This is a genomic window from Bacillus cereus group sp. RP43 (genome assembly GCF_040459645.1).
GTDB classification, from domain to species: Bacteria; Bacillota; Bacilli; order Bacillales; family Bacillaceae_G; genus Bacillus_A; species Bacillus_A mycoides_C.
Genome location: NZ_JARVHQ010000001.1, coordinates 4,328,808 through 4,351,034, shown reverse-complemented (window position 1 = coordinate 4,351,034; position 22,227 = coordinate 4,328,808). Strand labels below are relative to the sequence as shown.

Sequence of the window (22,227 nt, the reverse complement as noted above, 5' to 3'; positions counted from 1 at the left end):
GAAAGGGAGATTCATATGATAGGAGTTTCAATTTATCTTTCAAAAGGGCAAGTAGACAAACAAAAAGAGTGGCTAAAAATAGCGAAGGAAAACGGGTTTTCGTCTATTTTTACATCACTTCATATTCCGGAAGATGACCCAGGTACGTATAAAGAGTTAATTCAAACATTAGGGAAACAGGCTCTCGAAAATGAAATGGAATTAATGGTGGATGTCTCTCCAAAATCGTTAAACCATTTAGGAATAACATATGAAAATGCGGAAGCGTTATTGGGATGGGGCATTACTGGTTTACGAATGGATTACGGCATTGCGCCAAAAGAAATAGCGCGTGTATCTCATAAGATGAAAGTGGCTTTAAATGCGAGTACGATTACAGAATCTTTCTGGGGAGAGTTAATCGCTGAAAAGATACGGGTAGAGAATGTAGAAGCGTGGCATAATTTTTATCCGCGCCCAGAAACAGGACTAGCAAAATCCTTCTTACAAAAGCAAAATCAATATTTACATGAGTGCGGAATAAAAACGATGGCATTTATTCCAGGAGATGAGGAAAAACGTGGTCCGTTATATGAGGGCTTACCAACTTTAGAAAAACATCGCAGTATGCGTTCACTTGAAGCGTATTTAGAACTTGTTCAAGAGTGTGACGTCGACAAAGTGCTAATTGGAGACATAAGCGCGAGTCTAGAAAGTGTACAAGAAATAGCAAGTGCGAGTAGAGGGATTATTCCGGTGCGATATCAATCATTTATAAATGATAGCGAAACTGTACAACTGTTAGAACGAGTGCATACGAACCGGCTTGATCCAGCACGTGATGTCATTCGCTCTGTCGAATCAAGAGAAGGAAATAAAGTTGTATTACAACCGATGAATACAATTTCAAGAAAGAAAGGTAGTATTACAATTGATAATGAATTGTACGGTAGATATGCTGGGGAAATGCAAGTTGTTGTAAATGATTTACCTGTAGATGAGAAAGTGAATGTTGTCGGAATGGTTGTGGAAGAGGACGTGCCGTTATTGCCTTATATTGGTGCTGGAAAAAAGTTTCAACTTTTTCTGTGTGATAGAGTAAAAGCTTGAATTTGCGCTATTTTATAAAAGACATTATTCGTAAAACGGATAATGTTTTTTGTTTTCTTTAAAAAAAGCATTTGACGAATGAAAAGAAATACCGTATTGTTTTGTCTTGTGAATAAACGTTCACCATAACAAAACAAAAAGGAGAGTTCAAAATGAATCAATATATTGGGAATTTAATTATTCGTATCGTGTTAGGAGTTACTTTTTTTGCACACGGTTTAGCAAAGTTTCAATCAGGTATCGATAACGTAGCAGGGTGGTTTACAAGCATCGGCTTACCAGGTGGTCTTGCATACGGCATAGCAACAGTTGAATTAGTTGGTGGTATATTATTAATTATCGGTTTAGGCGTACGATATGTAGGATTGTTATTCGCTCTTATTTTAGCGGGAGCTATCGTAAAGGTAAATGGAGCAGCAGGCTTATTAGGAGATGGAAAGAATCCGGGATATGAATTAGATCTTGCATTATTATCAATGGGTGCGTATTTATTCGTTGTAAAAGCAGAAGGATATGTAGATCGTTTCTTAAAAGAGAAAGTAATGAAAACGAAGTAAATTTCATTTTTTAAGTGTTGACTTGACGACTTGGTGTAACTATAATGATTACATCAAGTCGATTAACGATAAAATGATTTATATATTTTTTTATCCTAGTTGTAACTAAATTGGTTACAACTAGGATAAAGCTTAAAGAATAAAGAAATATAAAAGAGTAAATAAAAAGTGGAGGAAATAACATGTCAAAATTACATTTAGAGGTTTTTACAGGATCTGAGCAAGCATTTCAAGTTACATCCACAATTGTATACGGAGAAAAAGATGCAATTCTTATCGATGCACAATTTTTATTAAGTGATGCGCACCGTTTAGCAGCTCAAATTATTGAAACAGGAAAGAATTTAACTCATATTTATGTGACTCATTTCCATCCAGATCACTATTTTGGATTAAATGTATTACATGAAGCATTTCCAGAAGCAAAGATTGTTGCGTTACGGAATACTGTTGAAGATATTCGTAATACACTTGAGAAGAAAGTGGAACAGTGGAAACCATCTATTGGGCATAATGTTCCTCATCAACCAATTGTTCCAGATGAATTAACAGAAGAGAAATTGATTTTAGAGGGAAATGATTTAATCATTAAAGGTGGTTTGCAAGGTGATACACCGAATAATAGTTATGTATGGATTCCATCATTAAAAGCCGTTGTTACAGGCGATATCGTTTATAACAATACTTTCGCATGGACGTTAGAAACAGATGCTGAAGCTCGTCATAAATGGTTAGAAACATTAAGTGAACTTGAAAATCTTCACCCTGAAATTGTTGTAGCGGGTCATCGTGATTATGACGTACCAAATACAGCAGATGCGATTAAGCATACTCGTAAATATTTAGTAGCATTTGATGAAGTTCTTGCAGGAAATCCTTCAAGTGAAGAAATTCAAACGGCAATAAAGGAACGATTCCCGCGCGTTAAAGCGTTAGAAATTGGACTTGTTTTAGCGGCAAACGCATTTGGGGTGAAAAAATAATGGTACAAAAAACAAATTTAGAAATTATTCGAAGCACATATGAAGGATCAGCTTCTTCGAATGCAAAACATTTAGCGGAAGCTCTCTCTGAAAAAGTAGAGTGGACAGAGGCAAAAGGTTTCCCGTACGGCGGAACGTATATAGGTGTAGAAGCTATAATGGAAAATGTATTTAGCCGTTTAGGATCAGAATGGGATAATTATAAAGCGAGTGTAAATACGTACCATGAAGTAAACGGGAAAGATATGATTGTTGCTGAAGGTGTGTATTCTGGGATTTATAAAGAAACTGGAAAAGCGTTTGAAGCAGAATTTGTTCATGTATGGCAAATAGAGAATAGAAAAATTATAAAATTCAAACAATATGTAGATAGTTATATTGTGCGAGAAGCGATGAAGGTTTAAAATGAAATAAGGAAACAAATGGAATCGGCTGTGCGCAGGCGATTCCATTTGTTTATGTGATTATTAGGGGAATGGGGAATACATAATATGAAAAAATGGATTATAGGGACAATTACAATGATTGTAATTGCGATAGGAGCTGTATTCGGTGTTACGAAACTTCTTAATTATATAGAAGAAGAAGAGAAAAGTCTGAAAGCACAAAATGTAACGGGGCAACAAGGGAAGAAAGAAAAGGAAGGGAAGCAACAAGCTAGTGAAGATGAAATTATTTCTACAATGCATAGGATGGTACATCAAAAAGTGAAATCCTCTGAAAAATGGGGATTTATTGAAATGACAAATAAGGAAATTCGTAGTGCGAAGGAAGCAGTAGAAAGGAGTACAAATTTTAAAAATAAATCAAAGCTACTTTCTACTTTAGAGCGCTGGGAGAAAGGGGATTTTTCACAGACGGTTGAGGAGCATAACTTTTTGTGGGAAATTCAAGGCGGTGATACCGGAAAGGCAACAGAACGTTTATCGCCAGAAGAAGAAAAACAGTATGTGAAAGAAATGAAAGGTAAATAAAAACATCGCCACTCTGGTGGCGATGCTTTTTCATTAAGAATGCTTTCGTACTAAAGCTCTAGTCGTCTGAGGAGAAACAGTTTTAAAATGAGAGAATAAATAGCACCCTGTAACGACGATAATTGTCCCGAAAATTTGAATCCATGTTAGTTCTTCTCCAAGGAAAATAAATGCTAAAATAGCTGTGAAAATTGGATTGAAATTTAGAAAAATACCCGATGTAGTAGCTCCTAATTTCTGTACACCAATGTTCCAAAATACCATACAAAGGACCGTTGAAACGAGTCCTGTATATAAAAGTGATGTTATGAAGGAAGAATTAATATTGGAAACAGTGAAGTTGCCTATGTTAAATGGAAGCAATAAAATGACGCCGAAAATACCAGAATATAACGTCGCCATTAGCGGTGTAACTGTTTTTGTCGCCCATTTACTGCAAACAGAGTAAATACCCCAAATACATACTGCCGCCATCATCCATAAATCTCCGCTATTAAAATGTAGTGAAAATAAAAGTGCGAAATTTCCTTTTAAAAGGACGAGCATAACCCCGAAAAATGAAAGAATCATAGAAAGAATTTGAAGTGTATTTACTTTTTCTTTTAGAAATAGCACAGAAAATAATGCAATCGAAATAGCGTTCAATGTAGAAATAAGACCTACATTCGTTGCGGATGTTTTTTCTAGTGCTAAAAATTGAAAGATGTTAAAAAGAGCAACGCCTGAAATGCCCATAAGTATTAACGGAAGTATTGCAGCACGAGGCGGAATGATTTTTTTTTCTTTAAACCATACCATCGGTAATAAACAAACAATGGCAATCATCCATCTTAAACTTGTCAGTGTCATTGGTGATGCATGATCAACGAGCGATTTCCCAACGACGAAATTCCCTCCCCATAGTAAGCTCGTTAATAATAGTAAAAAGACGTAAAAATAAGGCATGTCAAAATCCCCTTTGCCGTAATTAATATGAATTATAAATAATTTTAGCATTTTTCTTTATTATGTAATATATTCTTTTGTATAATGGTTAAAAAACGATAAAATGTTTTGTTGTAAATATAATTTATAGAAAGATGTTCAGTTTTGTGTAAGGTGTGAGGTGTTTTTTCGAATAATCATCGGTAAGAAAAAAGGGGGGATTTTGATGGAGTCATCTGTTATTAAAGTGTTAGATGATTTAGATGTACAAATTTTAGATATATTGCAGAAGGAGTCACAAGTAAGTAATGCAGAGCTTGCACGACGCGTTAATTTATCACCGGCTGCTATGCATGCAAGAATAAAAAGGTTAGATGGGGAAGGTTTTATTGATAAGCAAGTAGCAATTTTAAATCAAGAAAAGCTTGGTTTTGATTTACTATGCTTCATATTTATGAGTACGAATATTCATCAATCAGATAAGCTGGAAGTGTTGGAAAAAGAATTAGAAGCGATGCCGGAAGTGTTAGAATGTCACTGTTTAACAGGAGAGTATGATTATTTATTAAAGGTTGCAAATCGTGATCGTAAGGAACTGGAGCAGTTTATCAGAAAGCTGAATAAGCTTGGTATTACACGTATACAGACGAGTTTAGCACTTCGTGAAATTAAATATTCGACGGTATTGCCGATACGAAATGAGGAACCGAGCATCGATTAAGTTGCTTGGTTTTTTGTTTGTATCAAGTGAAACTTTAATCAGTGGGGGTTTTGTTCATCCCCCACTGATTATTAGTCTTCACCAATCGGGCGTTTACGGGCAGTTGATCTCCCACCTAACTTCTTTGCTTCAGCCGAATTTTGAGGTGGGAGTCTTACTGCCCGTTAATGCGGGATAAAATTCAGAAAAGTGATTGACGGAGAGAAAAGAGAGAGGTATTATTATATGAAATTATGAATTAAAATTCATGTAATGTTATAAATATTAATTCTGGGGGCAAGGGGATATAATATGAAAATCTTTAATGCGGTTACAAGTGATGTGAAAGAAATTTATAATCTCATTGAAATGTATGCAAAAGAAGGAGTTGTTTTGCCGCGTTCTCTTTTGTCTCTCTATCAATATTTACAATGTTTATATGTTATGAAAGAAGGAGAGGAAGTCGTTGGAGTTGCTGGTTTACACGTGTTAGGAGAGGATCTTGCAGAAGTACGATCGTTAGTAGTTTCGCATACATATGCAGGAAAAGGGATAGGGCGTAAGTTAGTGAATTATGTAATGAATGAGGCGGCAAAGATAAAAGTGAACAGGGTAATTTCTTTAACATATGAAACGGAATTTTTTCAAAAGTGCGGGTTTGATTTTGTGAATAGAGAAGCATTACCAGAAAAAGTGTGGATTGATTGTAGACATTGTCCAAAAGTTGATTATTGTGATGAGGTGGCGATGATACGGTATGTTGGATGAAATTTTTAGAGAGAAAAAAGGCCCACTATTATTTAAGAAATAGTGGGTATCTATATTTTAGTCAGAAATGAGAAGTTGTTAAGAATTTGAATTCGTTTGTCTTACTGCAAAATTATAAAGCGGATCTCTAAGTTCATAGTTATACGTAAAACCGTCGACAAGCCCTACAACTTTATCGTTATCATAAAGGTCGAGCATAAATTGTGCCATTTGTTTTGCGGTGTGGAATTTCGGTACAACATTATCGTATTGGAACTCATCAATGTCAAATGAGCGTTTCGCAAATTCTGTTTCAGTTGCAGCAGGAGCTAAAACTTTTGCTTGCATTTTTGCCCCTTGTTCTTTCAGTTCGTGAGACAGCCCTTCTGTAAATGCACTTACATAAAACTTCGTAGCACAGTACGTAACAGCATTAGCAACAATCGTGTATCCACCGCCCGATGAAACGTTAATAAGCTGTGTTCCTTCGGTCATTGAATAATCTCGAACGAAAAGGGAAGATAGTATTGTTAGTGCTTCTATATTTACATGCAACATCGTTTCTATCTTGTTTAAATTTTGTTCAGCAATTGAGGCGAAATTACCAAAACCTGCGTTGTTAATCCACGTTTCAATTTGAAAAGTTTGTAGGCTTTCATAAAGTTTATAAACGTTTTCAGTGACGGATAAATCAGTTCTTCGAATGACAACATCCAACTCTGGATGCATTTCGTTAATTTTCAATTTTAATCCGTCTAATTCTTCTTGTCTTCGAGCTACAAGTATTAAATTTTTTCCGCGAGATGCAAAGGCTAAAGCGGATTCATAGCCAATTCCTGAACTAGCACCAGTAATAACAGTATATTTCATATAAGAGCCTCCTAAATTTAAATTAATTTATTATGGTTAGATTGTATTTGTTAGAGTATACTCTAAGTCAAATGTTTTTTATAATTTGGATAAGGCAGTAAAATATATGAGAATAAATGGCGTGCGGAGGGAGTATGGTTATGTACACAATTAGCGAGGTAGCTAAATTATTAGGAGTGAGCACACATACATTACGTTATTATGAAAAGGAGAATATATTAATTGCAAATCGCGATGCAAATGGGAATAGATTGTATGCAGAGTCACATATAAAGTGGTTGCAGTTTGTAATGAAGTTAAAACAAACACAAATGCCGATAGCGAAAATAAGAGAATACGCTAGATTATATACAGAAGGGGAGCACACAATGGAAGCTCGTTTACAACTTTTAGAAGATCATAAAAAATCCATTCAAACTCAAAGAGAAAACTTAGTAATTACAGAGAAGATGCTTGAAAATAAAATTATTGCATACAAAGACTCGTTGGAAAGTAAATAGCGTACAAAATATTTCGTTCTTTGTTGCATGTTGAAAAGGGAGTACAGGTCTTTGTTTTGGAATTTATCTATGAGTATTTTATTATAATGTGCCGATAAATTAAAAAAGAGCAGTTAGCTAAAAGCAACTGCTCGATTCAAAGGGATCTCCAAGGGGGAATGGAGAAAATATTTTGTTACTACCATTATTGACAGATTATTAAGAAATATACATGTGAATTTAAGAAATTTAAAATATTTTTGGGTTAATAGAATCCGGGTGTTGACACTTTATCAATTGGTCATGTAGAATATTTATGAATGACATTCAGTCATTTTTTCTGTGAAAGGGTGTAGATAAGCAACTTTTATATGTAGTTAGCTTAATAACGGAACAAATATAAGGATAAATGAGGATGATATTGTTTTTTTAAATAGTAGTTAGCGTGAGATTATATTTTTTTAATTAAAAATGACTGACGGTCAGTCATTAAGTAATAGAAGGTGAGAGATATGAAAAATAAAGCTTGGTTATATGTCATATTAACATGTATTTTTGAAGTCTTTTGGGTGTTTGGTTTTAATACAGCTCATACTTGGTGGCATTGGGTCATTATTGTAGGAGTTATCGCTGTTGATTTTCACTTCCTTTCTAAAGCGTGTGAACATCTTGCGACAGGGACAGTATATGCGGTGTTTGCTGGGGCTGGTACTGTAGGAACTTTCTTAATGGATGTTTTTCTTTTCGGTGGAAGTTTTAGTTTAGGAAAATTATTCTTCATTGTGATGGTTGTAGCAGGCGTTATCGGTTTAAAATTGGCTGATAATAAAGCAGAGACTGTGGAAGAAGCTATGGAAGGAGCTGCTTAAAAATGGGTTGGTTTTTCGTATTTTGTGCTGCAATTAGTGAAATAGTCGGTGTGATAGGCCTTAAAATGTATAGTAAAGATAAGACGTTAGCAAATGGAGCGATTTATATAGGTGGATTTGCAACTTCCTTCGCATTTTTATACACATCTTTCTTGTTCTTACAAGTAAGTGTGGCTTATGCGGTTTGGATTGGCATTGGAACAGCAGGCGCAGTTTTATTAAATATGTTTCTGTTTGGTGAATCGAAAAGTAAGGCACGTTTGATTAGTGTAGCTCTTATCGTATGTGGAGTTACGGGATTAAAGGCTCTTTCATAAGAAAATGATATTAAAGTTGAATCTCCTAACGATTTGTTGGGAGATTTTTATTATGAAAAGTGCACTATAATTGACAGTACAGCTAGTTATTTTATAAAATGAGTGACAGTCATTCAATACGCGTGTGAAAGGGTTTAGATGATGAATAAAAAAGAAAGAATTGTCTATGCAGCTATTGAAGTATTTCAGGAAAAGGGCGTTGAAAAAACGAAGATTTCTGATATCGTGAAATTGGCTGGCATTGCGCAAGGAACGTTCTATTTATATTTTCCTTCTAAGTTAGCTGTTATGCCTGCAATAGCAGAAGTGATGGTTGAGAAGATGATACTTGCAGTGAAAGAAAAAGTACAGAACGATTCACCTTTTTCAAGTAAAGTTGAGCAAGTAATAGATGCGGTATTTAACTTTATAGCTGAATATCGTGAAATACAAGCATTAATGTATGCGGGCCTTGCATCAACTGAACATATAAAAGAATGGGAAGCTGTATATGAGCCTCTTTATATGTGGCTAAGTGAATTTTTAAGTGAAGCAAAAGAAGCTGGTGAAATTCGTGATTCGGTTCATGCAGAGAGAACAGCGAAGTTATTTATTGCTCTTGTTGAATCAGCAGCGGAACAAGTTTATTTATATGATCATAAAGATGACGAGCAAGTGGGCTTGCAAAAGGCAGAAGTACTAGATTTTTTAACACATGCACTACATATAAAGAAATAGTAAGATGAACCTGTCTGAAAAGGTAGGTTCATTTCTGCGAAAAACTGAATGATAGTCATTCACCCTGTATTTATGTATGTGTGGAAGGATAGAGTGAAATTCTAATGAGTGGGGTGATCTTCACTCAGTAGTAGCCCACAAATAGCAGGATAAAGAAAAAGCTTCTTGGGCGTTATTTTTTGAGAGGAACTTACGGGAAGAGGTGTTAAAAATTGAAGAAACCGATAAAAGAACAAAAGATGGTATTGATCATTCTTTTGAGTAATATATTTATCGCTTTTTTAGGGATTGGGTTAATTATTCCGGTTATGCCGTCCTTTATGAATGATATGAATTTAACAGGAAAGACGATGGGCTATCTCGTTGCAGTATTTGCAATGGCTCAGCTTATTACTTCACCTATTACAGGCCGGTGGGTCGATCTTTACGGTAGGAAGAAAATGATAATCATTGGATTATTTATTTTTGGTGTTTCAGAGCTTCTTTTTGGATTAGGAAAAGATGTGTGGATGCTTTATGTAGCAAGGGTGTTAGGCGGAATTAGTGCTGCGTTTATTATGCCGGGTGTTACAGCATATGTTGCGGATATTACATCGATTCAGGAACGTCCAAAGGCGATGGGCTATCTTTCAGCAGCTATTAGCACTGGATTTATTATAGGGCCTGGAATCGGCGGGTTTATTGCAGAATACGGTATACGTGTACCTTTCTTTGTGGCAGCAGTGATTGCCTTTATAGCATGTGTGATTTCGATCTTTATTTTGAAAGAGCCTTTAACGAAAGAGGAGCTTGCAGAGATTTCCGCTAATACGAAAGAATCAAGTTTTATCGGGGATTTAAAGAAATCATTAAATCCAATGTATGCAATCGCATTTATTATTGTATTTGTACTCGCATTTGGATTATCAGCATATGAAACTGTGTTTAGCCTGTTCTCTGATCATAAATTTGGTTTCGCGCCGAAAGATATTGCTGCCATTATTACAATTAGCTCAATCTTTGGGGTAGTTGTGCAAGTATTTATGTTTGGCAAATTGGTCGACATATTCGGCGAAAAAGTGTTAATTCAAATATGTTTAATTGTAGGCGCAGTGTTAGCATTTGTTTCAACTATAGTCTTTAATTATTGGAGTGTGCTCCTTGTTACTTGTTTTATTTTCCTAGCATTTGACTTACTTCGTCCAGCTTTAACGACATTTTTATCAAAAGCAGCTGGTAAAGAGCAAGGATTCGTTGCTGGTATGAACTCAACGTATACGAGTTTAGGGAATATTGCAGGACCAGCGATGGGCGGAATATTATTTGATATAAACATTAATTATCCATATGCATTTTCAGGTGTTGTTTTAATCGTTGGTCTCGGCATTACATTTATGTGGAGAGAGAAACAGCTAGCTCAAAGTTTTGCGAAGTAATGTAGTGAATAACGAAAAGCCTCTTACTATTTTTATGGTAAGGGGCTTTTCGTTTATAAACTTAATCCAAACCGCTTTAATTCAATAAATATCCCCTCTAATTGCTTTCCTTTATCCGTTAACGTGTACTCTACGCGAGGCGGAACCTCTGGGTATACTTTTCGCGTTATAATCCCTTGCGTTTCCAATTCTTTTAGGCGAAGCGATAAAGTTTTTGGACTAATCCCATCCATTGATTTTTGTAAATCACTAAAGCGTAAAGTTCCTTCGATAAGAAGGTCACGAATGATTAAAAACGTCCATTTTGTACTAATTACGTCAAGCGTTTTAGCGATAGGACAAGGTATACCAGGTAAGCCTTTCGTTAATTCAACTGGATCTATGTTGTTCATGGAACTAGCCTCCATAAAATTTTTTTGAATGAATTTGCTTTATAGTATCACAAAACTATACTTTTGGTAACTATATGAAAAAAATATCACTACTTCCATAAAGGAAGTTAGTGCATATACAATAGCAATACGAAATACAAAGGGTTTATATGAGAAGGAGGTGATTTCCATGAGTATAAAAAAGTTATTTATGTTCCTTAGTTTTTTTGTCATTTGTATTGTTCTTGTAGCATGCGGCGGGGAACAAAAAACGGAAATCCAGTTATTAAAAGAAATGCCACAGCCAAAAGCAATGACAATTGATCCTTCACTAAATAAAAAGGAGGCGACAGAAATCGTGCATGCAGCTCAGCGTTTTTATGCATTTTGGGATACAGGTAAAGAGGAGCTTATTCCGCAGACTGTTACGGGAAATTTCTTCGATAATACGTTGCCGAAAGGCCGCCCACAAGGCACTGAAGGATTAAAATTTGCGGCACAAAATTTTCGTAAAGTCGTTCCTGATATACATTGCGAGATTGAAGATTTATTAGTTGCTGGTGATAAAGTAACGGCTCGTCTTTCTTTTACAGGAACTCATAATGATAAGAAAATCAATTTTTTTGCAATTGATATTTTACATGTGAAAGACGGAAAGATAACGGAAGATTGGCATTTAGAAGATAATCTTACGCTGAAACAGCAACTCGGCTTAATAGCTGAAGAGTAGATCATATAGGGGAGAGAAAAGCGATGAAAAATATTTTTATTATAAATGGACATGAAAAATACGGTACGAAAGAAGGACGATTAAATAGGACGTTAGTTGATTATATGGTAACTGTATTAAGTGAGAATCATCATGTGAAAACAACAACGATTCAAGATGGCTACAATATTAAAGAAGAACAAGATAAGTTTTTATGGGCTGATGTTGTGATTTATCAAACACCAATTTATTGGTTTAGTGTTCCTGGATTATTTAAAACGTATATGGATGAAGTATATGAATATGGTTTGTTCTTTAAAGGTGCAGATGAATATGGAACAGGTGGTTTATTAAAAGAGAAGAAGTATATGTTTTCTACAACTTGGAATGCACCTGAAAAAGCATTCGGAGATAAGACGAAGTTCTTTGAAGGAGAAAGCCTAGAATCAACGCTTAGCCATTTACACCGTGTGCAGAAGTTTATCGGTATGAGTCCGTTAAAGAGTTTTGCTTGTTATGATGTGGTGAAGAATCCGGATATAGAGCAATACTTATTAAACTTGAAAAATCATTTGGATGAAGTAATTAAATAATAGTTTGCATCTTTGTGCGCAAGAAGGTTCCTCTTTAAAAATGTAAAAGAAGGTATTACTAAGGATGTAATACCTTCTTTTACATTCGTGAAAATGGCTTAATTCTTATTGGTTTAAAGTCTTCATAAGCGGAATCTAATATTTTATGAAATACGTTGAAAATCTTTACTCATACAGGACTGTTTTAGTTTTTTTGATTTTATCAAATATTTAATATCAGAGGTGTTATCATATGAAAGCTGAATATGATAATAGTTAATATACTCAAATAATGCAAAAACATAAATAAATAGGGCGAATGATAGCCCGCCTAAAGGTAAATGGGGATACCAAATTAAAAAATCAATAATAAACATACCAAGGCCTGTGATAATCAATCCTATATTTATCTTTTTTAGTCTTTTTAAATATTGAATGATCCAAATAGGCGTAACAGATGTTTTTTCTTTTTTTAGTCTTTTCCACTTTACATACCAGTAAACCGTTCCTTGTAGTAAGAGAAACTCTAAAAGAAGAAATGAGACCCAAAAAGAATATAGGGAATATAAATATAATGTAGGATAAGCATAATTAATTAAGTAGCTTGTAAAAATAAAAGTAATGACTGAAAATAATTCACCTGTGTATAGAAAGGAAAGTCTTTTTTCTAGGTTGCTTTTCATGGTTCTTCTCCTTTTATAAAAAATTACACATTTTAATGCGGGGATGGCTGTATCCATAACTTCGCAAAATTTGCCCAACCGAATGAATCAATTGTTACATTTTTTAGAGAAGAGGGATATGTTTTTCTTTTTAAAACGTGATAGTTAAATAAAATGATGTGCTCTGCTTGTAAAAACTCTTCGATCTCATACATGAGCTTATACCGTTTTTCTTTATTGTCTTCTAATAAAAAGGTATCAAGTAAACAATTAATTTGTTTTGCATAGTGCGGGTCCATGAACCGATTTACGAAGCAACTTTTATTTTTAAATACATTTAAAAATGCAATTTCATGATCGGCAGCAAATACTTCTCCCATTAAAATAATATTGGCGTGTTTATCGATAGAACGATTCGTATAATCTGAAACGAGAAATGGGTGAAGTTCTACTTGTATACCTAAACTTTCACACCGTTCTTTTAGGAAATGTGCGTCGTTTGCACTATCTTTAAATGCGAAGAAGTATATATGGATTGTTTCTCCATTATATGTGCTCTTTTTTAAATACTCTTTCGCTTTTTCAAGCGAGTAGGACCTTTTAGGAACTTGGCGACTTCTTTCAGGGAAAAAGCTCGATGCAGCAATTGTTCGTCTGCCTTCTATGTTACGAAGTATCGTTTCAACGTCATATATTTCTCTCCAAGCTTTACGAAAGTAAATGTCATGGTGGGGACCGGGTTTTGTAAAGTTGAAGCTAGCATAAATACAACCTATTTCTTCTATTTGTATATCATGCCTTTCATTTTCCTCTTCATTAGGTAGTTCATAATCAGCATCGATTTGTACATGATCTGGAATACGCCAAAACTCAATACGGTCTAGTAAAGCTCGCTCTTTAAAATAATGAGTGAAAGCTTCAAGTACGATATTATCTTCAGAGTAATGAGCAAGTTTGAAAGGTCCAGTACCTATGTAGTGATGATTCTGGATACTAGCATCACGCGGTAAAATTGCAAGTTGCATGGAACTCACATAATGTAAGAAAAATAAATTCGGTTTTGCTAAATGGAATCGAATTTGCATTGGTGATGGTGTTTCAATTTGGACAATTTCTTCTGTTAACCATTCGAAAGGAGATTGAACTTGCTTTAGTCTTTCAAATGAAAATTGTACATCTGTAGAAGTTAGAACAGTTTCGTTATGAAAATGTATATCTTTTCGTAAATGAAAGGTCCACGTAAGCCCGTCTTCACTTAATTCCCACGTATGCGCAACGTGTGGTTCCATTCTTTCAGTAACATCGTTATAAACGACTAACGTATCAAAAATTTGACTAGTAAGATGGCTCTCTGTTGTGACAGCCACAAAAGCCGGATCTAGCGGCATTACTTTTCGTGATATGGGGATTTTTAATATATCATACATATCATTTGAAGGTTCATAGCCAAAATGATGATGGAGTTTACCTTCAATATTTTTATGAAGTGCGGGAGGCAGTGGCTCTTTTAAAAGAAGAAAGACATCTTTTAATTTTTCTTGCGCTAACAGTTCATCTGTATAGGATTCAATTGCTTCTAGGAAACTATGCGCAAATATAATTTCCGTTTTATTCCCGCGTCCTCGTCCTGGAGTCCAGCGAATTAATTGCTCCGCACTCATTTTCTTTAATAAAATTTTTACGTTTTTCGGACTGCAATATAAAATATTCGCTAATTCTTGTAAGCTATTTCGTATATGTTGTTGATCTTGTGCATGGAACCTTAGTCTAATGTAATAGTCCATAATTTTCATATGTATACACTTCCTTCTATAATAAAAGGGGAAACTCTTTAGAATATTCTAACCTTTTTCTTCCTCTTTTTCAAAGTAAAATGAATAAGCATAAGGAGGAGGAAACAATGGGATTTTGGAGTATGCACCGAAATATAAAAATTAGAATTATAACTTCGTTTTTAACACGAGCGGTATCAACGATGATTTTTCCGTTTATGGCAATTTATTTTTCAATAAAGTTAGGTAGTGCCATGGCTGGTGCTTTACTACTAATTAATGTAATAGCTTCATTAGTAATTGGTTTATACGGTGGATATATTGGAGATCGACTCGGTCGTAAAAAAGTGATGATTATCGGCCAAAGTATACAAGTCGTTTCCATTGCTTGTATGGGAATTGCGAACTCAGATTATGTAGATTCACCGTGGTTAACATTTTTATTTATGCTAGTGAACAGTTTAGGATCTGGACTTATGAATCCAGCAACCGAGGCGATGTTAATCGATGTGAGTACACCTGAAAATCGAAAGGTCATGTACAGCATTAACTACTGGGCTATTAACTTATCCATTGCAATTGGAGCGATATTTGGCGGATTACTATTTGAAAACTATAGATTACAATTGTTTATCGTATTAACGGCTGTTGCGGTCATTACTTTATATGTCATGGCTATATATATGGAAGAAGTGTATGTGGCGCGAAAAACTGTAGAGAAGAAAAACGTATTAAAGGATATGGCGGATAGTTATAAAATCGTGATGAAAGACCGAGCGTTTTTAATTTTTTGTGCAGCAAGTATATGTACACTATCGTTAGAGTTTCAAATTAATAATTATTTAGGGATACGTTTACAGAAGGAATTTGAAACGGTGCACTTTTTCTTCGGGAATGGTTTTACATTCGATTTAACAGGTATTCGAATGCTCAGCTGGATATCGGCAGAGAATACAATTTTAGTTGTGTTATGTACAGCGCTTCTTATTAAAATGCTGAAAAGCTTCAACGATTTGAAAATTTTATATGTAGGTTTATTCATTTACACGATTGGATTTACAATACTCGGAACGAGCAATAGCTTATGGATTTTATTAATTGCGGGGCTTTTCCAAACTGTAGGAGAGATGATGTATGTACCGGTTCGTCAATCCATAATGGCAGATATGGTGCCAAATGAGGCGCGAGGTTCTTATATGGCGATTAACGGAATGGTTTTTCAAGTGGCAAAAATGAATGGTGCATTAGGTGTTATGTTAGGTTCATTTATTGCCTCTTGGGGAATGAGTGTGCTCTATTTCATAGTTGGTATGAGCAGTATTTTATTATTTATGAAGGCGATAGGGAAAGAGAAGTATGAGGATGAGAGGGAGGTTTCTCAGATTGGATAAAACTATATAAAAAGCGAACCAGTTATACTGGGACTCGCTTTTTATATCATTTTTAAAACGGATCCACTTCAGCTAAGTCAGGATTAGCGTTAGGATTAGTTAATAAATTTTTCAGTTCACCTACTTCTGAGAGAGCGACGAGGATATAACCACTAATGAGGACGATGAGTCCGATGACACGTAATGTTTGCAGTGAAATTTCACGGCTATGTTCTTCTGAATCGTGTGATGGCGTTGAAGGTGGATTATTGTTCATAATAAGGCTCCCATCTATTTTTATTTACATATGTGTAAATCATTATTTAACGTATGGGTAGGAATTGTATAGTCATTTTCACTATATGAGAAATGCCTACGAAAAGTGATTAGAAATTTTAGGACGAGAAAAAGAGGCTGTTATGTGCAGCCTCTTTTTCTCTAAAATGAAGAAATGCGTTTCTTCGTTTTTGGTACAATAATAAACCTTATCCAAAGTACACCGATTACCATAATAATCAAAGCATGTAGTAATTGTCCTGTAGCAATGAGTATAACACTTGAAAATACAATGAGTTGAATACTTAGCAATATGAAAATTAAGCTAAGAAATTGCCTCATTCGTTCTTCAGTATCAATTGGATATAATGCCACGATAATATTTCCCGAAAAATATTTCCACAGAGAACGAAGCTGCATAGAGATCATGTATAGGACGATGTAAGTAGTAGCACCTTTTACATATAGATTCGGTACGAAATATACGATAAAGGAACCGATAATACTTAAGCGAATATATATACCGAAATAATCATTCCCACGTAAAAACGATAGTGTATGTAAATAGAAGAAAGTAGCTTGTTTTTTATGTAGTAAAGGTTCGATCCAATTTGTAAGCCATTTTCTGCCGTTTACTTGTTTTTTTAGCTGCGGAACATCGGTAAAGATGCTAGCGAATTGATAAAAGCGTATGTCCATTTTTTCTTCTTGCTCAATTATGTATTCCCACGGTATTCGCTTTGTGGGCTGTTTCTTCGTATATAGAAGTAGGAAAGCAAGAAGTAAGAGTAATCCGCCTAATACAATTACATTTGCAGTATAAAATAGCATGTAAATGATAAGGGCGTTACAAGCAATACGAATGATAAGCCATATGTTTTTTTCATAACTATCACGCCACATCCAGTGTATGTACATGTTCCAAGCTTTCGTAATCATTAAAACGATAAAGATTGTACATAGAAAAGGTACAGTCAATTGTAATGATTGCATGGCAAGTGGTACGAGAATAAGGAACGTAAATAATAATGGGAAAAGCTGAATGATGTAATTATATAGAAGAGATTTTTTAAAATAAGAAGTTAATTTCTCTTCTAGTGCTAGTAAATAGACAGCATCGGGCTTTTGAATAAATGTACGTATTGGGCATCTCGTTATAATCACTGTTAAGACGATTGTAATAAGCAATAGAGATATTCCTTTAGAAGGATCCGTTTTAAGAAACTTGGCGTAATAATATGCACCTACACATGAGACGAAGATGAAACTATATAGTAAACCGTTAATCATACGTGCAAAGTATGTGATGGCATTTTGAATATGTTGTTGAAAGCGAGAGCTCCATAGTGATTCGATTGACATGTTTTTCACCTCTTTTTTCTATTATATATGTTTTATTAAGCAAAAAACGAGCAAATTGCGTTATGCAACTTGCTCGTTTTTCTTTTCTTTATTTTTTTTCTGATCACGATTCATTAATGGATAGAAGGCAAAGCCAATTACGAATAAACCAATTCCGAGAAGGAATGTTTTAATATCGGATGCGCCTGTTTTAATAACCCATAGTGCATAGCAAAGTGCGATAACTGCGACTACACCATCCATAATTCTTGCCCGCATTTCATTTTTGTATGTTTCACCAGTTGCGACTAGTTTTAACTGGAAGATTGGTGAAACGAGATATGGAATGAGGTAGGCTAAAGTTGACACTGTAATAACGAATGTATAAGCTTCCGCAATTGTTCCTGATAATGTTGAGAATAAGAACACTTGCGACATAATGTTTGTTAATCGTAGTGAATGAATTGGACTTCCTTTTTTGTTTGTTTTTGCGAAGAAGGAAGGGAAGAAACCTTCTTTTGCTGCTTGATAAGGCACTTCTGAGCTTAATAAAATCCAGCCTAATATTGAACCGAATAGGGAAGTAAGAGCAAGTAATGCCATAAGTTTCCCGCCGCCGTGACCCATTGCAGCGTTTAATGCATCTGCTAATGGACGTTCAGAAGCTTGTAATTTATCAACGTGAAGTACACCCATTGTTAAAATTGTAATTCCTAAATAAATTGCAACGGTTATTAGTAAACCAGCAACAGTCGCCCGTTTTACCGTTTTGGGAGAAGTAGCTCGGTTTGATAAAAGAACGGCTGATTCAATCCCAATAAATGCCCAAAGTGTTGTAAGAGCAGCTAAATTTACTTGTGAAAGGAGACCGTGTGATACACCTTCTTTATCGATCATTGGTGTATACCATTGTCCAAACTTTGAAGCCTCGAACGCAAATAACGTAACAACAATGAATAGAAGGAATCCAGTTACTTTCGTTGTTGTTGCTAAGAAGTTTAGCTTCCCAGCTCCGCTTACACCGTTTGTTAAAATTAAATGTGTGCCCCATAGTAAGACAGAACAAATAGTAAATGTAATTAGTTTTCCAACTTCTATATCGAAAGAGCCGATTGAAAACAATAGACGTGTATCTTTCATAATCGGGAAGAAGAGTGATAAATATCCCGCAAAAGATGTGATAATGGCAACGTTACTTGCCCAGTTTGCAACCCAGTATCCCCACACCATGCTGAAACCAGCCATTTTCTTTCTTTTTGGTGTTGAGAATAAAGCATATGCATGACTTTGTGGTCCTGTCGTTAAATCAGGACGACGAATTGCTAAATTACCGAAAACAAGAGCTAGCATTAAAACACCAAACCCTGTTGTTAACCAAGCTAAAGTGACACCGAGCGGGCTTGCTGTTTGTGCTAACGTACTTGGCACCATGAAAATACCAGCGCCAACCATGTTACCGACAACGAAAGCTGTTAGTACCCAAAAGCCCCATTTTTTTTGTTGCATAGAAAATACCTCCAAAGTTAGTATAACCAAGTCAAGCGAGGAGATATGTATGTCTTCCGCGGTAGGGAAGAGAAGTTCCAAACAAAACAAAAAAAGCACGTAATTTGCCGCTACATGCTTTCTATCTTATAAGAAACCCACGACATACCTCTCGATAGCTCTCCACAAACGAAACGTTTGTGACAGTTCTGCACTTATTAAATGCAGACCCAGCAAGCGTGCATGGTGGACACATCTTACTTCGGCAACCATTCCTTTCTCATTCATTCGTCAATGCCACTACATCTCCTGAAATGATACTCTTAATGATTGCAACCTCTACCTCACCGAGATACGAATGAGGATTTATGTATTAAATTAACATGTTTAAGAGTAACAAATGTATTTTTATACGTCAATGGATATAGTAATAATCAGATTATAGAGAAGAGTTCGTGATTAAAAAGGAGAGGGATTATTGTACAATGTTTAAATTTTCATAATATAATAAATGTTTACGGCGCTAGAAGATTGAGAAGGGGGATGAAGTATATGTCTGCATGTAATCAAAATTCCGTAATAGGTGTACTAGATTCAGGGGTTGGAGGATTAACAGTTGCGAGTGAAATTATGCGTCAATTGCCTAAAGAGAGCATTTACTATATCGGTGATAATGAGCGTTGTCCGTATGGGCCAAGAAGTGTAGAGGAGGTACAATCTTTCATATTTGAAATGGTTGAGTTCCTCAAACAGTTTCCGTTAAAAGCTCTAGTTGTAGCATGTAATACTGGTGCAGCTGCTGCATTGACTGATTTGCAAGGAGCACTTTCCATTCCAGTTATTGGCGTTATACATCCGGGAGCAAGAGCTGCAATTAAAGTGACAAAGAAAGGGAAAATCGGGGTAATTGGAACTGTAGGTACGATAAAATCTAATATGTACGAAAAAGCATTACACGAGCTTGATACACATTTGGAAGTGCATAGTCATGCATGTCCGACTTTAGCTACAGTTGTAGAAAATCAATTAGAAGATACAGCATATGTAACGCAGCAAGTGAAACAGGCTTTACTGCCATTAACGAAAGAAGATATAGATACGTTAATTCTTGGGTGTACGCATTATCCACTTTTAGAGTCCTATATAAAAAAGGAGTTAGGAGAGGCTGTGACGATTATTAGTTCTGCAGAAGAAACAGCGATAGAGTTAAGCACAATTTTACAGCACAAAGGAATTTTGTCTGACAATCTTAATCCGAAGCATCGATTTTTTACAACAGGCTCTGTCTCATCATTTGAACATATTGCTGAGCGGTGGTTAGGGTATCAAATTTCTGTAGAATGTGTGAATTTACCTATGGAAAAACAACTCGTGAAATAAAAAGAAGCTGATCTAAAACTAGATCAGCTTCTACATATAAGATTAAACTAAGTTTAATACAGTTACTTTTTGACGAGTCATAGACTCAAGGCTCTTACGAATACCTTGTGCGCCCATACCTGAACCTTTTACACCGATGAATGGGAAGTGGTCAGGGCCGCGCTCTGTGCGTCCGTTAATTTGAACAGAGCCAGTGTCGATCTTGTTAGCAATTGCAAATGCTTTGTTAATGTCTTTTGTGAAGACACTTGCTTGTAAGCCGAACTCTGATTTGTTAGCAATTTCAATCGCTTGTTCATCAGAAGAAACACGGATGATTGGAAGGATTGGGCCGAATGGCTCTTCCCAAGCAACTTTCATTTCTTCTGTTACGTGGTCGATTAATGTTGGGTAAATTAAGTTACGCTCACGTTTGTTACCGATAACGATTGTTGCACCTTTTTCAGCAGCATCGTCAATTAAACCTTGAACGAAGTCAGCAGATTTGTCGTCGATTAATGGAACGATTGTGCTGTTTTGTTCTGGAGATCCAACTGATAGTTCTGCTACTTGCTCTTTTAATAAGCCTGCTAGTTCATCTGCTACATTTTCGTGCACAAGTACACGCTTAATAGCTGTACAACGTTGACCTGAGTAAGAGAATGCACCGCTTACGATATGCTTTGCAGCTTCTTGTAAGTCTGCATCTTCACAAACGATACCAGGGTCTTTACCACCAAGTTCTAATACAAGTGGAATCATTGCAGCTTTTTTCGCTAAATGTTTACCTGTATTTGTACCACCTGTGAACGATACCATATTTACGCCAGGATGTTCTACTAAGTAGTCACCAATTACAGAACCGCGTCCTGTAGCTACGTTTACAAGACCTTTTGGTAGGCCTGCTTTATGAAGTGCTTCAACCATTTTAATACCGCTAATAGCACCTTGAGTTGCTGGTTTGAAGATAACAGCGTTACCCATAATAAGTGCTGGTGCAAGTTTTGCAGCAGATAAGTTTACTGGGTAGTTAAACGGTGCGATTGCTAATACAACACCAAGTGGTGCGCGCTGAATAATCGCAAGTTTAGATTTAGATCCACCAGGGAAGCTATCGCCCATCATGCTTTCTCCGTGCATGTGAAGTGCTTCGTCAACTGTGTAACGAATCAAGTCAGCTGTACGAACGACTTCTTTTTGCGCATCTTTATAGCCTTTACCGACTTCTTTCATAATGATATCGGCAATTTCATCTTGCATATTTACGAGCTCATCAGCCCATTTATATAAATATTTTGCGCGATCTTGTAGAGAAGCATCAGCCCATGGTTTTTGAGCTTCTTTTGCAGATGCAATTGCTTCATCTACTTCTCCGCGAGTAATTGCTTGTACTTGACCAATTACTTCGTGTAAGTATGGAGATGGAATTTCGATTGTTTGACCAGAAGAGCTTTCTCTCCATTCTCCGTTTAAATAAAATTTGTACGTATTGCTAGTTGTCATGATTAGTCCTCCTAAAATAGCAACTTGTAAGAGTGAGTATAAGGTGATTGTAGGTGGTTTGATAATATTTTTCAAATGAAATGTTTGTGAAAACGATTTCTTATTATTTTTTTATTTTGTATGCCCTTTCTTACAGAAGATTCCCTTATTTCAAACTGAATTATAA

General features: G+C 35.6%; 25 protein-coding genes and 1 riboswitch. Of the genes, 16 read left to right on the top strand and 9 right to left on the bottom strand.

Annotation, left to right across the window (positions count from 1 at the left end; all coding sequences use genetic code 11):
- Window positions 1–15: 15 nt before the first annotated feature.
- The 5 genes from QCI75_RS22640 to QCI75_RS22620 all read left to right on the top strand — a co-directional run bounded on the left by QCI75_RS22640 (window position 16) and on the right by QCI75_RS22620 (window position 3,603).
- Complete coding sequence (locus QCI75_RS22640) at window positions 16–1,089, top strand: DUF871 domain-containing protein (RefSeq protein WP_353761228.1); 1,074 nt, start codon at window positions 16–18, stop codon at window positions 1,087–1,089.
- 152 nt (window positions 1,090–1,241) lie between these two features.
- Entirely contained in the window at window positions 1,242–1,646 is a 405-nt protein-coding gene (locus QCI75_RS22635; RefSeq protein WP_001077742.1) for a DoxX family protein, read from the top strand.
- Window positions 1,647–1,828: 182 nt separating this feature from the next.
- Window positions 1,829–2,629 (top strand): MBL fold metallo-hydrolase, encoded by an 801-nt coding sequence (locus tag QCI75_RS22630; RefSeq protein ID WP_353761225.1) that lies wholly within the window; start codon window positions 1,829–1,831, stop codon window positions 2,627–2,629.
- The gene (locus QCI75_RS22625; RefSeq protein ID WP_353761224.1) at window positions 2,629–3,033 is read left to right on the top strand and encodes a nuclear transport factor 2 family protein; all 405 of its coding nucleotides are present in this window, start codon (window positions 2,629–2,631) and stop codon (window positions 3,031–3,033) included. The genes QCI75_RS22630 and QCI75_RS22625 overlap by 1 nt, the downstream gene beginning before the upstream one ends.
- A gap of 87 nt (window positions 3,034–3,120) precedes the next feature.
- The gene (locus QCI75_RS22620; RefSeq protein WP_144506966.1) at window positions 3,121–3,603 is read left to right on the top strand and encodes a PRK06770 family protein; all 483 of its coding nucleotides are present in this window, start codon (window positions 3,121–3,123) and stop codon (window positions 3,601–3,603) included.
- A gap of 33 nt (window positions 3,604–3,636) precedes the next feature.
- Here the strand turns inward: QCI75_RS22620 and QCI75_RS22615 are convergent, their stop codons facing one another.
- Window positions 3,637–4,548: a DMT family transporter gene (locus QCI75_RS22615; protein WP_144506965.1), complete on the bottom strand. Its 912-nt coding sequence runs from the start codon at window positions 4,546–4,548 to the stop codon at window positions 3,637–3,639.
- A 205-nt stretch (window positions 4,549–4,753) separates the two neighbouring features.
- On the opposite strand from QCI75_RS22615, the gene QCI75_RS22610 reads away from it, so the two are divergent.
- The gene (locus tag QCI75_RS22610; RefSeq protein WP_000446106.1) at window positions 4,754–5,248 is read left to right on the top strand and encodes an Lrp/AsnC family transcriptional regulator; all 495 of its coding nucleotides are present in this window, start codon (window positions 4,754–4,756) and stop codon (window positions 5,246–5,248) included.
- Between the two features lie 291 nt (window positions 5,249–5,539).
- Window positions 5,540–5,995 carry an N-acetyltransferase gene (locus QCI75_RS22605; protein ID WP_144506964.1) on the top strand — a complete coding sequence of 152 codons (456 nt, stop codon included), beginning with the start codon at window positions 5,540–5,542 and terminating at the stop codon, window positions 5,993–5,995.
- Window positions 5,996–6,073: 78 nt separating this feature from the next.
- Here QCI75_RS22605 and QCI75_RS22600 read toward each other — a convergent pair whose 3' ends face one another.
- Window positions 6,074–6,844, bottom strand: a complete 771-nt coding sequence (locus QCI75_RS22600; RefSeq protein ID WP_144508790.1) for an SDR family NAD(P)-dependent oxidoreductase — start codon at window positions 6,842–6,844, stop codon at window positions 6,074–6,076.
- 140 nt (window positions 6,845–6,984) lie between these two features.
- Here QCI75_RS22600 and QCI75_RS22595 point away from each other — a divergent pair, with 140 nt between their 5' ends.
- From QCI75_RS22595 to QCI75_RS22575, 5 genes are all read left to right on the top strand, one after another.
- Window positions 6,985–7,344, top strand: a complete 360-nt coding sequence (locus QCI75_RS22595) for a MerR family transcriptional regulator (RefSeq protein WP_144508789.1) — start codon at window positions 6,985–6,987, stop codon at window positions 7,342–7,344.
- Between the two features lie 491 nt (window positions 7,345–7,835).
- On the top strand, window positions 7,836–8,192 hold the full coding sequence (locus QCI75_RS22590) for a DMT family transporter (RefSeq protein ID WP_144508788.1): 357 nt from the start codon (window positions 7,836–7,838) through the stop codon (window positions 8,190–8,192).
- A gap of 2 nt (window positions 8,193–8,194) precedes the next feature.
- Window positions 8,195–8,509: a DMT family transporter gene (locus QCI75_RS22585; protein WP_000539672.1), complete on the top strand. Its 315-nt coding sequence runs from the start codon at window positions 8,195–8,197 to the stop codon at window positions 8,507–8,509.
- Between the two features lie 138 nt (window positions 8,510–8,647).
- The gene (locus QCI75_RS22580; protein ID WP_144508787.1) at window positions 8,648–9,226 is read left to right on the top strand and encodes a TetR/AcrR family transcriptional regulator; all 579 of its coding nucleotides are present in this window, start codon (window positions 8,648–8,650) and stop codon (window positions 9,224–9,226) included.
- Between the two features lie 212 nt (window positions 9,227–9,438).
- Window positions 9,439–10,641: an MFS transporter gene (locus tag QCI75_RS22575; RefSeq protein WP_144508786.1), complete on the top strand. Its 1,203-nt coding sequence runs from the start codon at window positions 9,439–9,441 to the stop codon at window positions 10,639–10,641.
- A 53-nt stretch (window positions 10,642–10,694) separates the two neighbouring features.
- Here QCI75_RS22575 and QCI75_RS22570 read toward each other — a convergent pair whose 3' ends face one another.
- Entirely contained in the window at window positions 10,695–11,033 is a 339-nt protein-coding gene (locus tag QCI75_RS22570) for a winged helix-turn-helix transcriptional regulator (RefSeq protein ID WP_144508785.1), read from the bottom strand.
- 169 nt (window positions 11,034–11,202) lie between these two features.
- On the opposite strand from QCI75_RS22570, the gene QCI75_RS22565 reads away from it, so the two are divergent.
- Together QCI75_RS22565 and QCI75_RS22560 are read left to right on the top strand one after the other, a co-directional pair.
- Entirely contained in the window at window positions 11,203–11,742 is a 540-nt protein-coding gene (locus QCI75_RS22565) for an ester cyclase (protein WP_144508784.1), read from the top strand.
- Window positions 11,743–11,765: 23 nt separating this feature from the next.
- Entirely contained in the window at window positions 11,766–12,314 is a 549-nt protein-coding gene (locus QCI75_RS22560) for an NAD(P)H-dependent oxidoreductase (protein WP_353761221.1), read from the top strand.
- A gap of 143 nt (window positions 12,315–12,457) precedes the next feature.
- On the opposite strand, the gene QCI75_RS22555 is transcribed toward QCI75_RS22560, so the two are convergent.
- Entirely contained in the window at window positions 12,458–12,976 is a 519-nt protein-coding gene (locus QCI75_RS22555; RefSeq protein WP_144508303.1) for a general stress protein, read from the bottom strand.
- 32 nt (window positions 12,977–13,008) lie between these two features.
- Complete coding sequence (locus tag QCI75_RS22550; RefSeq protein WP_144508305.1) at window positions 13,009–14,748, bottom strand: SgrR family transcriptional regulator; 1,740 nt, start codon at window positions 14,746–14,748, stop codon at window positions 13,009–13,011.
- A gap of 107 nt (window positions 14,749–14,855) precedes the next feature.
- Here QCI75_RS22550 and QCI75_RS22545 point away from each other — a divergent pair, with 107 nt between their 5' ends.
- The gene (locus QCI75_RS22545; protein ID WP_144508307.1) at window positions 14,856–16,118 is read left to right on the top strand and encodes an MDR family MFS transporter; all 1,263 of its coding nucleotides are present in this window, start codon (window positions 14,856–14,858) and stop codon (window positions 16,116–16,118) included.
- Between the two features lie 52 nt (window positions 16,119–16,170).
- Here the strand turns inward: QCI75_RS22545 and QCI75_RS22540 are convergent, their stop codons facing one another.
- From QCI75_RS22540 to QCI75_RS22530, 3 genes are all read right to left on the bottom strand, one after another.
- Window positions 16,171–16,374 carry a hypothetical protein gene (locus QCI75_RS22540; protein ID WP_002063968.1) on the bottom strand — a complete coding sequence of 68 codons (204 nt, stop codon included), beginning with the start codon at window positions 16,372–16,374 and terminating at the stop codon, window positions 16,171–16,173.
- Window positions 16,375–16,535: 161 nt separating this feature from the next.
- The gene (locus QCI75_RS22535; protein WP_353761220.1) at window positions 16,536–17,735 is read right to left on the bottom strand and encodes an ABC transporter permease; all 1,200 of its coding nucleotides are present in this window, start codon (window positions 17,733–17,735) and stop codon (window positions 16,536–16,538) included.
- 60 nt (window positions 17,736–17,795) lie between these two features.
- Window positions 17,796–19,220 carry an amino acid permease gene (locus tag QCI75_RS22530; RefSeq protein WP_144508311.1) on the bottom strand — a complete coding sequence of 475 codons (1,425 nt, stop codon included), beginning with the start codon at window positions 19,218–19,220 and terminating at the stop codon, window positions 17,796–17,798.
- A gap of 147 nt (window positions 19,221–19,367) precedes the next feature.
- Window positions 19,368–19,549, bottom strand: a riboswitch (Lysine riboswitch).
- 202 nt (window positions 19,550–19,751) lie between these two features.
- On the opposite strand from QCI75_RS22530, the gene racE reads away from it, so the two are divergent.
- Complete coding sequence (gene racE / locus QCI75_RS22525; RefSeq protein ID WP_353761218.1) at window positions 19,752–20,579, top strand: glutamate racemase; 828 nt, start codon at window positions 19,752–19,754, stop codon at window positions 20,577–20,579.
- 42 nt (window positions 20,580–20,621) lie between these two features.
- On the opposite strand, the gene gapN is transcribed toward racE, so the two are convergent.
- A complete protein-coding gene (gapN, locus tag QCI75_RS22520) occupies window positions 20,622–22,061 on the bottom strand; it encodes an NADP-dependent glyceraldehyde-3-phosphate dehydrogenase (RefSeq protein ID WP_144508315.1) in 1,440 nt (479 codons plus the stop codon).
- Between the last annotated feature and the right edge of the window lie 166 nt (window positions 22,062–22,227).